This window comes from Acinetobacter lwoffii (assembly GCF_024129855.1).
GTDB lineage: Bacteria > Pseudomonadota > Gammaproteobacteria > Pseudomonadales > Moraxellaceae > Acinetobacter > Acinetobacter lwoffii_L.
In genome coordinates this window covers 19,577-34,098 of sequence record NZ_JAMXXC010000010.1, presented here as the reverse complement: position 1 = coordinate 34,098, position 14,522 = coordinate 19,577, and the positions used below count along the sequence as shown (strand labels likewise).

The window sequence follows — 14,522 nt, the reverse complement described above, 5'->3', positions numbered from 1 at the left end:
TATATTTTGCAGGAATTAGTATGAATTCTAATACTAACAAGGACGAAAAAATTCCTAAGATACTTCATTTTTGTTGGTTTGGTGGCAATCCTTATACACCTCTTATGGAAAAGTGTATGAAAAGTTGGGAAACACAACTGCCAGATTGGGAAATTAAAAAATGGGATGAAAGCAATATCCCCCCAAATATTCCCTATTTAAAATATGCGTTAGACCAAAAATTATATGCTTTTGCTGCAGACTTTATGCGTTTTTATGCTTTATATGAATTTGGTGGCGTATATTTAGATACAGATGTTGAAATTGTACAGAATTTTGAATCCTTACGCCAATATGATGCATTCGCTGCCTCCGAAAATTCTGAGGAATTACATATTAATGGTGCTGTACTAGGAGGGAAACCTCAGGCCCTATTTTTTAAGGCATTAATCGATTATTATATTCAAGCAGATGTAATAACATTCCAGACTATCCCAAAAGTCATCACTAAAATATATTTAGCTCAACCTGAATTACTGACAATATTACCATACACTAGTTTTTATCCTTATAACCCATATGATCCCAACCAATTAGTTAAACAACTTATGTACTGCGATATTCAAGAAAATACTTATGCAATTCATCATTGGCATAAAACATGGAAAATGACACATTGGCAAAAGTTTTTAAATAGCATTCGGAAACGCATAAGTAAATAAAAAAATCCCCTAAATCAATTTAGGGGATTTTTTACACTCCACATATTTCTCAATGCAGAAAGTTTTGATTTCAATATTCGCATTTTATTTTTATAAATAAGATCAAAGCTTTTTGCCTTTTTATCACTGCGATGGATATCAATCTCACTTTCAAAACCACTAGGTTTAACTAAAGGCTCCCATATAGAAAGTCCTTTACCATTTTGACTAAGCCAAGATTGCATAAAGTTATCAATCGGCATGTAAATTTCACGTCCAGCTTCAAGAAAGGCTTTCGAACCTGGACGTGACCAAACTAAACCAATCGTACGTATAGGAAAATAGTACGCACGAATTAATTTATGACCTTGAATTGATGTAACAGGCTTATACATTTTTTTCTTTTTAGCGCCAATATTAATTAGATACCAATCTCTCTGGTATTCTTTCGACAAATAAATCAACATATCATCTAGTGTTTTTTTAAAATCCTCACAAATAGTCATATCATCTTCTAAGACAACTAGATAATCCGCATCAGATTTCAGAAATTTTTCAACACAACCTACATGACTTAAATAACAGCCTAGTTCACCATTTAGTAAACTACGCCCCATTACTTTCTGTGCTTTTGTATCATTATAGTTTTCAAAGCTTGATAAGGGCTTACCACGACCATCCACCGCAGCAAAACGTTCAAAAGGTATATTTTGAGCCTCCAACAGCATAGAAGCACTTTCTAGACGGTCATTACTACTATCAAGATTAATAATATAGGTCGCTATTTTCATATTATTTTATCCTACTTGTACCTGTTGTTTTAGAAATACTGGTAAATCATCTTCAAATTTACTTAACATTGCTTGCTGAACTTTTGTTGCTCCCTGTACACTAAACTCATCCAAACTTTGAATACAACCAAATTTAATAGTGGTATTATTTAAGTTTTCTAAAAATAAAGATAGCAATGCTTCATTTTTTAAATAAGCAATATTAATATCATCGTATAGAACTGCTTCATTAGCCTGAATTTTTAAATGATTATTAAGTCCTACGGGTAAAAACTGAAAAGCACTTCTAAAACGATGCCTAATCTGTTGAGCTAATGTTGTAGGGTATTTTTGAAAATAATTTTGTAGTACATCACGATCCAATATATGGGGACGATGATGAATTTCATAATATTTATTAAATCCACATAATTCAGCACTAAGCATTTGAGCAATTGTATATTTAGGCTGTAAAGGTTTACCAAAATATTTATTAAGACCTTTACGTAGATTAAATTTTGCTTTAATTAAGGAGTTATTTTCCCAATGTCCATAGACTTTTATATGGTCACCAACTAAAAAATCATCTAATTCAGATGAAGCATTAAAGAAGAAATCATCATTCAAATAAATAAAATACTTTGATAACCCTGGAATATTCCAAAGCATGGTTTCAATACTTAAAGAATTAAATGTAGGCAAGTATTGCTCATGACCAGCAAATATTGTTCTATGATCAATTATTTTTATCTGCTCAGGAGCACATAATCCCTGTTCGAAAAAATCATGAATATGTGCAGGCTGCTGTTCATCCGTAATAATATAAATTGTTCCAAAATAGGGAACATATTTAAGAATTGAAGCAATTGAAAAATAGATTTCATCATTACTAGCAAATCGAGTTTCTTCTGCTGAACCTTTTACGATATTAGTAGATTGAAACTGTTGCCTTTTAAGTCGATGCTTTACATCATTGCCATCGACCCACGCAATAACAAAATCTATTTTTTCCATAATACTTCTAATCAACAATTAGCTTGAATAAACTCTATAACTTACTGCCAAGCATCCTTAATCCACTGCGATGGCAATACATAACGGTACCACTTCCCACCACCACCATTCACTGCATCTGGCGGATTAATTTCACCATGGAATACAATAATTTTAGCACCTTCAGGCTTCACAGGTGGCTTAAAGTAAGCCATTGGAATTTTTTGCAGACAATGATATTTATAGCTCTTGCACCAACTTTCTGGCCAGTAGCTCAGTTTTTTCTCCCGATCTACATACCAAGACAGATAAGCCTGCTCATTACGGAATTTTTGACGAATTTCATCAAAATTTTCACGGAAATAAGGCAAAAGTCCCGGGAAAGCACCCAGCTTAAAACGATATACCGAACTGTTACCGGTAATACGCCATGGCCGTTTCCAGTCATGAATAATAAGGAATTCACCCGGATAGGTAAAGAACTCATCAATATTATCGACAATCACCACGTCAAGATCGAGGAAGAGTGCATTGCCTTCTAAACCATAAAGATCAGGCTCAAAAGTGGACAGCTTGTTCCAGCCACGCTCAGGGGCACCCTCAGGCAATGCCAGAGGTGGAATAGGGAAACATTGTACTGCAGGATCAATGCCTTCAGTACGATCCGTCAGACAGACCATTTTAAAGTCGACTGTCGTATGTCGTTTAACCATATTGTATAAACGATTGACGTATTCCGAACCGTATTTGGTTCCCCATTTCATACAAATAACGATGTTACTCATTGCGTATGCCTAAGCTCATCTTAAAATCTTCTTGATGCTGAATATGATGACATAAGTTCGCTAAAATAAGTACATCAGTTAAAAAAAACCTCTCAAATGAGAGGTTTTTTCAATCAGTAAATTCTTAATTACTTCACATACGTTAACCAGTGTGCATATTTAGGATCTTTACCCTGAACTGCATCAAAATAAGCTTTCTGGATTTGTGTGGTGATTGGACCACGTACACCTTCACCAATCTGACGGTCATCGTATTCACGGATTGGTGTTACTTCTGCAGCAGTGCCGGTAAAGAATGCTTCATCTGCGATGTAGAACTCATCACGGGTAATACGGCGTTCAATTACGTCATAACCCAGGTCTTTAGCAATCGTAATAATCGTTTGACGGGTAATACCATCCAGCGCACCACCTGCGATATCAGGCGTATGAATCACGCCATCACGCACCAGGAATACGTTTTCGCCTGAACCTTGGCATACATAGCCTTGCGGATCGAGCAGCATTGCTTCGTCATACCCTGAATGTGCCACTTCCTGATGCGCAAGAATCGACAGCGTGTAGTTACCCGATGCTTTTGCTTTACACATGGTCACGTTCGGATGATGATGGGTAAATGAAGAAGTTTTTACGCGAATACCCTTCGCCATCGCTTCTTCACCAAGGTAAGCACCCCAGCTCCATGCCGCAACTACAGCATGAATGGTATTGTCAGTTGCAGCGATACCGAGTTTTTCAGAACCAATAAAAATAATTGGACGTAAATAGCAAGACGCTAATTTGTTTTCACGAACAACATCAATTTGAGCTTGTTCTAATGCTGCTTGATCAAATGGAACTTTCATTTGATAAATTTTTGCAGAATTCAACAAACGCTTGGTATGTTCTTTAAGACGGAAAATAGCCGTTCCATTCGGGGTTTCATAAGCACGGACGCCTTCAAACACACCCATGCTGTAATGCAAAGTATGTGTTAATACGTGAGTTTTTGCCTCACGCCAGTCAACTAGTTGTCCATCTTGCCAAATGAAACCATCACGATCAGCCAAATTCATGCCACAAACTCCAATTTTTCACAATTATTCACTATCCAGTACAAAGTCTGCACTTGGATCAATTAGTCTTTGCCATAACTTGCAAACGGTCATTCGGGTATCGTGCCAGTCGCTTGCAGACACTTGCATGGATTGATTTGCAAGGGCTAAGCGATGGCTCTCGGCGCGTTCACGGAGATAAGCTTGAATCAGAGCAGTCGCATCGTCGCTGGATAAGCAACCTGATTTTGCGGCATCCTCAAGAATTCGTACATTGTCGGAGAAATGGGCGAGATCTTTATTCGTCCCACTCCAAGCCAACACCGCATACTGTGCCATAAATTCGATGTCTACGATACCACCTGCATCTTGTTTTAAATGAAAAATACCATCTTTTTTTTGCTCTTTAGAAGAACCGAGATGCTCCTTCATTTTCTGACGCATTTTCAGTACTTCTGCCCGTACATAATTTTCATCACGGGGCTGAATCAAAATATCCCGGCGCAAGACTTCAAACTTTTTCCGTAAGCTCATTTCACCCGCAATCGGGCGGGCTCGTACCAAGGCCTGATGCTCCCATAGCCAGGCACTCTTGAACTGATACTGTTCAAAGGCTTTTAAACTGGTGACCAAAAGCCCAGCTTCGCCCGATGGACGCAAGCGGGTATCAACTTCATATACACGTCCATCCAAGGTTTGCGTGGTCATCAGTGACATAAACTTTTGTGCCACGCGCATGGCAAATTCAAAGCCACTGATCGGCTTGAGCCCATCTGTATCGGCCTGTTCCCCCATATAGTGAATAAACACCAGATCCAGATCCGAGCCATAACCCAGTTCAATGCCACCGACTTTACCATAACCTAATACGGCAAAAGCAGTATGCTCAACTGAACAGCGCTGCCCTTCTGCATCCAGTGGAAAACCATGTTTTTTCGCAACAATCTGATAAGCCAGATGCAGCGCTGCATTCACCGATACTTCAGCAATATCGGTCAAGGCATCGGAAACTTTCATTAAAGGACTTTCAGCCAGCACATCACTGGCGGCAACGGCCAGAACATTAGATTTTTTAAACAGGCGCAAGACCCGCATCTGGTCTTCGACCTGATCAATTTCAATCCGTAAAAGTTGCTGACGTAAAGAGTCTTCCAGATCCTGACGTTTTGGCAATTCAAAATCCATCGACAGGAATTCATCCAGTAGCACCGGATAATGGGTCAGTTCTTCACAAATCCAGGGGCTGACCGTGGCCATCTTCACCAGTCGCTGCAACGCCCCTTTACTCTCGATTAACATCACCAGATATACCGTACGGCGCATCACTGATTCGACTAAGGGCATCAAGCGCACCAACGCCACCTGAGGATCATCTGACTGTAAAACGGCTTCAATTAAATGCGGCCAGAAGGTTTTTAAACGTTGTACCGCCTTTGCCGGTAATTTTTTTAAGGCATGCCCATTCCAAAACTCATAGACAAGATTCTTTGCATTATCATCCAACACTTCTTTGAGTTTCTTTTCCAACTGGGAAAAACTTTCAACCAAGGTGTCAGGGCCATTTTCCTTGATTAAATGATCAAACTGATACATCACTTTGTCACGCTTTTCATTGAGATATGCCATAAAGCTGTCCCAATCCGCAAAACCAAGTGTGTCCGTTATACGCGCCCTTAACTCTGGCTCTGTCGGTAGTGATTGCGTTTGCTGATCATTCAGTGCCTGAATCGCGTGCTCAACCCGGCGCAGGAATAAATAGGCATTTTCCAGATCCTGCACCGCCTGTTCATCCAGCAACTCGGCATCATCCAGATGATTTAGATTCACCAGACACTGCCGATCCTGCAATTCAAGTTTGGCCCCGCCATAAATCAGCTGAAACACCTGCACGATAAATTCGACTTCGCGAATGCCACCGGCTCCGAGCTTGATATCATCTTCAATATTACGGCGCTGTACTTCGCGCTCGATCATGGCTTTCATTTCGCGCATGGCTTCAAAAGCGCTGTAATCGACGTACTTGCGAAATACAAATGGACGGGTCATCTCCAGCAGCTCGTCGCCTTCTGGACTTGGATTGACAATACGCGCTTTAATCCAGGCATAACGCTCCCATTCACGCCCATGCTGGCTCAGATATTTTTCCAAGGCTGCATGACTAATGGCTAGTGCTGAACCATCGCCCCAGGGACGCAGGCGCATGTCGACGCGGAATACAAAGCCATCCGCCGTGATCTGATCCAGCAAATGAATGAGTTTTTGTCCCCACAGGATGCAAAACTGCTGCACATCAATACATTTACGCCCATCAGTTTCACCCTGCTCATCGAAGGCAAAAATCAGGTCGATATCACTGGAAAGATTGAGTTCTTGGGCGCCGAGTTTCCCCATAGCAATGACAATCAGATCCTGGACTTTTCCGTTATAGCCAATCGGCTGGCCATACTTGGCAGCGACCGGAATACGGGCAAAATCTTTCGCCGCACAGATGCACGCATCGGCAAAATCGGAGAGCTCTTGGGTGAGGGTAATGACATCGGTGAGCTGATTGGCATCCTGCCAGATCCAGCGAAACATCAAACGAGCCCGCAGAATACGCATTGCGCGCATCCACGTTGCTTCATCACTTATATTCAGGATGCAGTGCTGCACCAGCTGATCGATATATTCCCGACTGAGTGAGCCTTGAAACTGGTCAATTGCATAATCCTGTTCCAGTAAACTCTGGTGATTGGCCAATACCTGTTCGGCATATTGGCTGGCTCTTAAGGTTTTCTGCAATTGTGCCGCATTCATCACTCAACTCTTCCCCTGAAACATTCTGCTTAGTTATAGCAGGAGTTTTGTCTCAGTGGGAATGTTTTAGCTTGAAATTTACTTCTTTAAGATTGCTCGATATGTACATCTTCAAGCACCAGTGCCTGATGATCATTGGTGACCATCGGTAAATGCACGGTAAAGGTCGTACCCCGACCCTCTTTGGAATCTACAGCAATTTGACCATGGTTCAGGTCAATAAAGCGCTTGCAGAGCACCAGACCCAAACCTGCCCCTTTCTCTTCAGCTGTGCCTCTGACACTCACACCCAAAGTCGGTTTAAACAGATTCTGCATCTGCTCTTCAGTCATGCCCAAGCCAGTATCCTGAATCGTAATCTTGACCTGCTCGCCTTCCATTTCTGCAGCTAAAATCACTTTACCGCCTTGATTCACCGGGGTGAATTTAAGCGCATTCGACACCAGGTTCTGCAAGACAGAGGTAATCATGTTGATATCCGCATGTACCTTGATGTCTTCAGGAATATTATCAACCAGTTCAATTTTTTTATTTAAGGCCAGACTTTTCAGCACACTGCACACAATATTACTGGATTGTTTCAATTCATAATTAATCGGATGATAAATAAAGCGTCCACCCTCTGCCATCGCCCAAGTCAGCAGGCTTTCCAGCAGGTTATAGGTCGATTGTGCATTATCATATAAATAATCCGCGATGCTCTGGATACTGGATTCGTCCAGAGTGTCACGCTCCTGCGCTAGCACTTCGGAAAAGCCCAGTAAACCATGAAATGGTGCACGCAAGTCATGCGCAATAATCTGGAAAAATTTGGTTTTACTGAAGTTGAGTGCGCATTGCTGTTCATATAATTCTTTCAGTTCAGTATGTTCTTGATTGAGCTGAATTCGAATCACTAAACTTTCAGCAAATTGTTTAATAGTGGCAATATCGTCCTGATCGAACAGTTCGGTCTGATCATCAAAGAAAATGACCTGTCCAAAAGACACACCGCTACTTGATTTTAAATTAAAGGCGACCAATCTCTGATGCGCTACACCGAGATCTTTCACATAATTTGACAGTTCTGTATAAGCAGGATGCGTCTGGTCGATAACATCTGCCTGTTGCAGATACGTAGGCAGATTCACGTCCTGCGGGGCGTGCAAAGCCCGGAAACCGCGCGGACAGCTGTACCAGATATAGGGCTCCGTGTGGAAGCGAATAATGCTGGTTTTAACGTTTAAAACTTTACGGGCGATCTTACAAAAGGTGTCTAATAGGTTATTGGAGGTATAGACACCTAAAATGAGAGATATACGGCACGAGCTTAATTGCTCCGTATTCTGACCGACCTCTAGCAGTTTTAGTTCCATGTCTGCCTCTCTGAATGTTTATGGAATAAAGAAAACACAGCCGACCAAATTCATACAATCAATAACAAAGATTCTATATTTACTCAACGATGAAAACCCACCTCTAGGTTAAAGGATTTGTTAACCTGTTTCTATCCAGATACATTCTTAACTGCAAGGTACTGATATTTAATTGATTAAGAATAACTTGAAAATTTACTATTCTAAAAAAACCTACATAAGTATTTGAAATTAATCTATCTCACCTAAAATAAGTATCTTTATTTGTATTTACTGTAACACAGTACTGAATAAAAAATACCCACCATCGCTTTTTACTTTATTTAAAGTAAAAGCTAATGATTTTTCAACTATATAGTTTGACCTTATGATTAAAAACAGATTTTATATCAGGCTTCATCTACCTAATAATGCTCAGAATTAATTTTTAATTTTTTAAAATATCTTAACAATTCTAATGTAAGAAATATTTTAAATATCAGCATTTCGACTAAAAACAGATCCAAAAAACCACTGAGGATTGTAAAGAACTTACATTTATTAACAAATTAATTATGAAAATTTTGTGTTTTTTATCCTCAGTGCAGTTTTAGAAGCTGGAATAGAAATATTAAAATAGATCACTTATAGGCTATGCATGTCTACGTCAAACCAATCGGCTCAGAATAGCTATAAAAAAAGCGGCCTAAAAAGACCGCCTTTTTATATGGCTGCTTAATTGTCAGAAATCAATGCCACTTGCTGTACATAGTTAAACAGCTTTAATTTAGAAGCATTCACTTCTTCTTCAGGTGCTTGATTCTTTAAATCACGGTGTACCCGAAGATAATGTTGACGTAAGGTATGACGCTCTGTCGCATTATAGTTTTTGGTAAATTCATTGATGGCTGGATCACCATCTTTAACAATTCGATCCACCCAACGCTGTAATTGAGCTGTCTTTTTAAGACCTTGTTTGGGTGTTAAATAAGACAAAATCACCGTTTCATTTTCATTACGTAATAATTTACCAATCCGTGAAAATTGACGACGACGTGCTTCATGTGAACTAATTGCCTGCACATCAAGCAAGGCGTCAATCAAACGCTCATCTACGGGTAGGTTTTTAATTTGTTTAGCGCTCAGCTCTGCAAGCTGCGCACCCAAAGCAGCCATACGCTGGACTGCTTTTTTCTGTTCGGTCTTACTTGCGCGTCCCTCTAAAGAATCAAAATCTTCTTCAGTTAAACTGTTCGGTCGACGTGCCACGATTAATCTGCCTCATAAAATTTTGCTGCAAATAGTGCCTGAATTTCAGATAAGGCTTTTTCCTCGTCTGCTCCTTCAATCACCAAGCGTAAAGTTGTTCCTTTGCCCGCACCGAGCATCAGCAAGGACATGATATTTTTTGCATCTACCAGTTTATCCGCTTTGCCAATCTGGATACTGGAACGAAATTTGGTGGTAACTTCTATCAGTTTACCAGATGCGCGTGCATGTAAACCCAGTTTATTAATTACGTCAACTGTCGTATCAATCATGACCAGTGCTTCATTTCTCGATGGAGGACTTGAATAGACCATTTTGCCTCAAGGGCTTTTTTTAGTCTATCCACAATATAAACAGAACGATGTTGACCACCGGTACAGCCTATCGACACGGTCATATAATGACGATGCCCTTCGGCAAAGGTCGGCAACCACTTGTCCAGAAAGTGATACAGATCATTGAACATATCCTCGACCTGATCGCTCTTTTGTAAAAACGCCTGCACCGGCTGATCTAGCCCTGAAAATTTGCGCAGTTCTAGTTCCCAATGCGGATTCGGCAAATGTCGAACATCAAAAACATAATCCGCATCCAGGGGAATCCCATGCTTATAACCAAAGGATTGCAGAATCAGGATCAGATTATCGGCCTGTCCGAGCTTGGACAATAAGGTATGTTTCAGGTCATGCACGCTTTTGTCGGTGGTATCGATATGCACCGTAGAACGCAACTGAATCGGCATCAACAGGATTTTTTCTTCCTGAATGCACTGATTCAAGCTTTTAAAGCGTGAAGCTAAAGGATGCGGTCGACGCGAAGCACTAAAGCGGGCAATCAGCTCCTGATCCTGCGTGGTCAGATAGATAATATCGACCGAACCATGCTGTTGCAGTTGCCCAAATACATGGTCAAATTCTTGTAAATCTGCCCGAGTACTGCGCACATCGACGCCCAGCGCCAACTGTTCCAGATTGTTTTCGCTGTCCAGTTTTGCCACAATTTCGGGAAGCAATGCCAAAGGCAAATTATCAATACAGTAATAACCCAGATCTTCAAGCACCTGTAATGCAGATGATTTACCCGAACCAGATTGTCCTGTGACAATTAAAATGCGCTTCATGCATGCTACCCTTTCATCTTAGACGGCAGTGTATTTAACCCGCAGGTTATCGATCAGACGTGTATTCCCCAGCTTTGCAGCTATAAATAACACAAGATCTTGATTAAACGTATGAATTTTTTGTAATTCTGGCGTGCGGGCTTCAACATAATCAACAACGAAACCGGCATCGGTTAGGCTCTGACGAATTTCGGCCAATACCGTATCCAGTTCCACGCCTGCATGTAATTGCTGTTCAGCCCGTTGCAAGCTTTGATAAATGACCGGTGCGATTGCACGATGCTCTTCGCTTAAATAACCATTGCGCGAACTTAAAGCCAGGCCATCTTCTGCACGGGCAATCGGTACACCAATCACTTCCAGTGGAATATTCAGGTCTTGTACAAACTGACGAATCACCGCCAATTGCTGATAATCTTTCTGGCCAAAGAAGGCGTAATTCGGCTGTACGATATTAAACAATTTAGTGACCACCACCGCCACACCATCAAAATGGCCGGGACGCTGCAAACCGCATAAATCATTGGTAATATCAGAGACACTGATATTGGTCAGACGCGGTTTTTTGCCATACATTTGCTCAACCGTCGGCGCAAACACGATGTCACAACCAACTTCAGCCAATAGTTGTTGATCCTGTTCAAGCGTGCGCGGATAGCTGTCAAAATCTTCATTGGGCCCAAACTGAATCGGATTGACAAAGATACTGACCACCACCACATCACACAACTTACGTGCTTCACGCACCAGATTTAAATGTCCCTGATGCAGATTCCCCATGGTCGGTACAAAACCGATAATCTTGCGACTGGTACGCGCCGGATTTAATGATGCCGCTAAGCCCTGAATGGTGGTTTCTGTTTTCATCTTACAATTCAACCTGAAAAGTTTGTTCTGGTGCCGGGAAAGATCCATCTAAAACTGCAGCATGGTAGGCTTTAAAAGCATCCAGAATGGCTGTCGCACCCGATTGTTCTTGCATAAAATTACGTACAAATTTTGCGGTATGTCCAAAAGTCAAACCGAGCATGTCCTGAACCACCAATACCTGACCATCTGTAGCTGCACCTGCACCAATGCCAATGACCGGAATCTGCGGAAACAGTTCGGTGATTTCCTGGCCAAGCTGTGCTGGTACGCATTCAAGTAGCAATAGTGCAGCACCCGCCTCGACCACTGCCTTACAGTCCGCAATGAGCTGATCGGCCGCTTCACGGGTACGGGCTTGCAGTTTATAACCGCCAAAGACATGTACCGACTGCGGAGTAAGACCCAAATGCACACACACCGGAATACCGTTACGGGTCAGCACTTGCACGGTTTCTGCCAACCATGCACCGCCTTCCATCTTGACCATTTGCGCGCCAGCCTGCATCACGGTTTTCGAACTTTGCAAGGCATCATTCAAGGTAGCATAGCTCATAAATGGCAAGTCAGTCATGATAAAGGCATGCTGGTTACCACGGCGTACCGCAGCCGTATGATAGGCCATATCTGCAACCGTGACCGGCAAAGTCGAATCACGCCCCTGAATTGACATTCCCAGAGAATCGCCAATTAAAATGCTGTCCACTTCGGCAATTTCCATGGCTTTGGCCATACTGGCATCATAGCAAGTCAGACATGAAAATTTGCGTCCATCTGCTTTAAAGCGTCTTAAATCACTCAGACTGACCATGAAAATGTTCCTCTATGCTTGAAAGTTCTGACAAAGCTACCATCACTTAAAAATTAAATATTTGCCCAGTTGCTGTCATCGAGTACCGCGAGGGTCGACTGTTTAACGATGTCCAGGTCTTTTAATTTGTGTCCATGAACCTGTATTTCAGGATCAATATCCAGAAGTGGAATCAGGACAAAATCACGCTGTAATACCCCGACATGCGGCACAGTTAAACGTTCATTTTGAATCTGCTCATTGCCGTAGATTAGTAAGTCCAGATCCAGCGTACGTTCGCCCCAATGACGTAAACGTACCCGACCGGCGTCCTGCTCAAAAGCTTGCAGACGATCCAGCAAGCTTAAAGCTGCCAGATCGGTATTTAACTGCACCACTGCATTGAGATAGTTAGGCTGATCCTGTGGTCCCATCGGTGGACTTTGATACAGATGCGAAGTTTTCACCTGCCCCAGGGTTGCTAGTTTCTGTACAGCTTCTGCCAGAATCTGGCGTGAATCGCCCAGGTTACTGCCCAGACCAATATACGTCACGATCATTGTGTTGGCCCAAACACCACTTGGCTCAGATCACGTTTCACCCGTTTGCGTTTCATAATCGGATGATCTGCACCAATTTCACCGCTGGCACTGGCTGCCACATGCGATAGAGGTTTCGCCTTGTCTTCAAACTTGGCTTTACGCACCCGACGGTTGCGTGGTTCAGGGTCATTCACCAACGGCTCAATCTCGGCAAGATCTTGCTGCTGGGTCAGCTTCTGTTCCAGATGCTCTTCTTGACTCGCCTTGCGACGGCTCTTGGCACGCTGACGGTTATACTGGCTAATGGCCCGTTCTTTCTCGTCACCGCTCATTTGCTGGTAGGCATCCCACCAGCTGCCCATACCTTGTGCAGTCGCATCACCTGATTTTTCACGCAGCAGCAAAAAGTCAAAGCCGGCACGGAAACGTGCATGGCTGGACAAAGCCTCGATTTGCTGTGGTTTTGGATTCAGCAAACGGGTCTGCATTTCCCAGACTTCACGAATAAAGGTCTCCGCAAAGCGTGGAATAATGGTGCGGGTTGCCTGACGTTTTAACACATCCAGACCGGCTTGGGCGCGGGCTTCGGCGGCTACCACGCCTTTATTTAGATAGAATTCACAACGCTCCATGAATGGCTGCCATAACAATACCGCATAGAAAAATGCAGGGTTGATGGTCTTGCCGATAGAAATACGTTGATCGGTATTTTTCGCAGCGCGTTCCATAAACGGCGTAATTTCAGGCTTGATATCTGCAAATAACTGCTGCCAGATCCCGAAATCGATCAGCATTGGCAAGACACGATTCAGGTGCCCCATGGTGAACAGCTTCTGTGATTCATCATAAAGTCGATGTGGAGAAACATCACGCAGCAACTGGGTCATTTCCGGCGTAAAGACATCCAGAATCGCTTCATCAATATTAAAGTTCAGCTTGGCGGCAAAACGTAAGGTTCGCAGCATCCGCACCGGATCTTCTTCAAATCTTAAAGCCGGATCACCAAGTAAGCGTAAGGTTTTGCTGTGGATATCATCCACTGCATTACAGAAATCCAGCACAATACCTTTACGCGGCTGGTAGTACATTGCATTGATGGAAAAATCACGACGGGCAAAATCCTGCTCGATGCTGCCCCAGTTGTTATCACGCAGAATCATCCCCGCGGCCGAGGTCACTGCTTTTTTTGGTGGGGCACGGAAGGTTGCCACTTCAACCAGTTCCCGCCCTGAATAGACATGCGCCAGTTCGAAACGTCGTCCGATAATCCGACAACGTCGTCCAAAAACTTCCTTGACCTGAGCCGGGGTTGCATTGGTGACTGCATCGAAATCTTTAGGATTCAAACCTAACATCAGATCTCGAACACCACCACCCACGATATAAGCTTCATAGCCTGCCTTGTTTAAGGCATCAATCACATCGAGAATATAAGAAGGTAATTGAGCGGTTGATAAACCACATTTTGACGCGCGCAAAGTTTGCAAAAGACGCTGTCTCCTACGTCTGAACGTAAAATTCTAAGATGACGCTAATCATATC

General features: G+C 42.5%; 14 protein-coding genes. 1 reads left to right on the top strand and 13 read right to left on the bottom strand.

Going from position 1 to position 14,522, the window contains the following annotated elements:
• Nucleotides 1-20 precede the first annotated feature (20 nt).
• Complete coding sequence (locus tag NI465_RS09280) at nt 21-701, top strand: glycosyltransferase family 32 protein (RefSeq protein ID WP_180001483.1); 681 nt, start codon at nt 21-23, stop codon at nt 699-701.
• 14 nt (nt 702-715) lie between these two features.
• Here the strand turns inward: NI465_RS09280 and NI465_RS09275 are convergent, their stop codons facing one another.
• From NI465_RS09275 to pcnB, 13 genes are all read right to left on the bottom strand, one after another.
• Nucleotides 716-1,471, bottom strand: coding sequence for a glycosyltransferase family 25 protein (locus tag NI465_RS09275; RefSeq protein WP_253145100.1), 756 nt, complete (start codon nt 1,469-1,471; stop codon nt 716-718).
• Between the two features lie 6 nt (nt 1,472-1,477).
• Nucleotides 1,478-2,464: a Stealth CR1 domain-containing protein gene (locus NI465_RS09270; RefSeq protein WP_253145098.1), complete on the bottom strand. Its 987-nt coding sequence runs from the start codon at nt 2,462-2,464 to the stop codon at nt 1,478-1,480.
• 41 nt (nt 2,465-2,505) lie between these two features.
• Nucleotides 2,506-3,228 (bottom strand): glycosyltransferase, encoded by a 723-nt coding sequence (locus tag NI465_RS09265; protein WP_253145096.1) that lies wholly within the window; start codon nt 3,226-3,228, stop codon nt 2,506-2,508.
• A 128-nt stretch (nt 3,229-3,356) separates the two neighbouring features.
• Nucleotides 3,357-4,283 carry a branched-chain amino acid transaminase gene (locus NI465_RS09260; RefSeq protein ID WP_004278329.1) on the bottom strand — a complete coding sequence of 309 codons (927 nt, stop codon included), beginning with the start codon at nt 4,281-4,283 and terminating at the stop codon, nt 3,357-3,359.
• 24 nt (nt 4,284-4,307) lie between these two features.
• On the bottom strand, nt 4,308-7,058 hold the full coding sequence (glnE, locus tag NI465_RS09255; protein WP_253145094.1) for a bifunctional [glutamate--ammonia ligase]-adenylyl-L-tyrosine phosphorylase/[glutamate--ammonia-ligase] adenylyltransferase: 2,751 nt from the start codon (nt 7,056-7,058) through the stop codon (nt 4,308-4,310).
• 86 nt (nt 7,059-7,144) lie between these two features.
• Nucleotides 7,145-8,413: a sensor histidine kinase gene (locus NI465_RS09250; protein WP_253145092.1), complete on the bottom strand. Its 1,269-nt coding sequence runs from the start codon at nt 8,411-8,413 to the stop codon at nt 7,145-7,147.
• A 714-nt stretch (nt 8,414-9,127) separates the two neighbouring features.
• Nucleotides 9,128-9,661, bottom strand: coding sequence for a ribosome biogenesis factor YjgA (gene yjgA, locus NI465_RS09245; RefSeq protein ID WP_005107862.1), 534 nt, complete (start codon nt 9,659-9,661; stop codon nt 9,128-9,130).
• A 2-nt stretch (nt 9,662-9,663) separates the two neighbouring features.
• Nucleotides 9,664-9,933 carry an HPr family phosphocarrier protein gene (locus tag NI465_RS09240; protein ID WP_044109984.1) on the bottom strand — a complete coding sequence of 90 codons (270 nt, stop codon included), beginning with the start codon at nt 9,931-9,933 and terminating at the stop codon, nt 9,664-9,666.
• Nucleotides 9,930-10,781, bottom strand: a complete 852-nt coding sequence (gene rapZ / locus NI465_RS09235) for an RNase adapter RapZ (protein WP_005107863.1) — start codon at nt 10,779-10,781, stop codon at nt 9,930-9,932. The genes NI465_RS09240 and rapZ overlap by 4 nt, the downstream gene beginning before the upstream one ends.
• Nucleotides 10,782-10,799: 18 nt before the next feature.
• The gene (gene panC, locus NI465_RS09230; RefSeq protein WP_253145090.1) at nt 10,800-11,648 is read right to left on the bottom strand and encodes a pantoate--beta-alanine ligase; all 849 of its coding nucleotides are present in this window, start codon (nt 11,646-11,648) and stop codon (nt 10,800-10,802) included.
• 1 nt (nt 11,649) lies between these two features.
• Nucleotides 11,650-12,459: a 3-methyl-2-oxobutanoate hydroxymethyltransferase gene (gene panB / locus NI465_RS09225; protein ID WP_004278337.1), complete on the bottom strand. Its 810-nt coding sequence runs from the start codon at nt 12,457-12,459 to the stop codon at nt 11,650-11,652.
• Between the two features lie 53 nt (nt 12,460-12,512).
• Complete coding sequence (gene folK, locus NI465_RS09220; RefSeq protein WP_004278339.1) at nt 12,513-12,998, bottom strand: 2-amino-4-hydroxy-6-hydroxymethyldihydropteridine diphosphokinase; 486 nt, start codon at nt 12,996-12,998, stop codon at nt 12,513-12,515.
• Entirely contained in the window at nt 12,995-14,467 is a 1,473-nt protein-coding gene (gene pcnB, locus NI465_RS09215; RefSeq protein ID WP_253145088.1) for a polynucleotide adenylyltransferase PcnB, read from the bottom strand. Before pcnB ends, folK begins: the two co-directional genes overlap by 4 nt.
• Nucleotides 14,468-14,522: the final 55 nt, after the last annotated feature.

Bases quoted from the DNA above. Each gene is read 5' to 3' on its own strand.
- folK (WP_004278339.1), bottom strand. From the start codon at position 12,998: ATGATCGTGACGTATATTGGTCTGGGCAGTAACCTGGGCGATTCACGC.
- rapZ (WP_005107863.1), bottom strand. From the start codon at position 10,781: ATGAAGCGCATTTTAATTGTCACAGGACAATCTGGTTCGGGTAAATCA.
- NI465_RS09270 (WP_253145098.1), bottom strand. From the start codon at position 2,464: ATGGAAAAAATAGATTTTGTTATTGCGTGGGTCGATGGCAATGATGTA.
- glnE (WP_253145094.1), bottom strand. From the start codon at position 7,058: ATGAATGCGGCACAATTGCAGAAAACCTTAAGAGCCAGCCAATATGCC.
- NI465_RS09250 (WP_253145092.1), bottom strand. From the start codon at position 8,413: ATGGAACTAAAACTGCTAGAGGTCGGTCAGAATACGGAGCAATTAAGC.
- NI465_RS09240 (WP_044109984.1), bottom strand. From the start codon at position 9,933: ATGATTGATACGACAGTTGACGTAATTAATAAACTGGGTTTACATGCA.
- NI465_RS09265 (WP_253145096.1), bottom strand. From the start codon at position 3,228: ATGAGTAACATCGTTATTTGTATGAAATGGGGAACCAAATACGGTTCG.
- NI465_RS09260 (WP_004278329.1), bottom strand. From the start codon at position 4,283: ATGAATTTGGCTGATCGTGATGGTTTCATTTGGCAAGATGGACAACTA.
- panC (WP_253145090.1), bottom strand. From the start codon at position 11,648: ATGAAAACAGAAACCACCATTCAGGGCTTAGCGGCATCATTAAATCCG.
- panB (WP_004278337.1), bottom strand. From the start codon at position 12,459: ATGGTCAGTCTGAGTGATTTAAGACGCTTTAAAGCAGATGGACGCAAA.
- NI465_RS09275 (WP_253145100.1), bottom strand. From the start codon at position 1,471: ATGAAAATAGCGACCTATATTATTAATCTTGATAGTAGTAATGACCGT.
- NI465_RS09280 (WP_180001483.1), top strand. From the start codon at position 21: ATGAATTCTAATACTAACAAGGACGAAAAAATTCCTAAGATACTTCAT.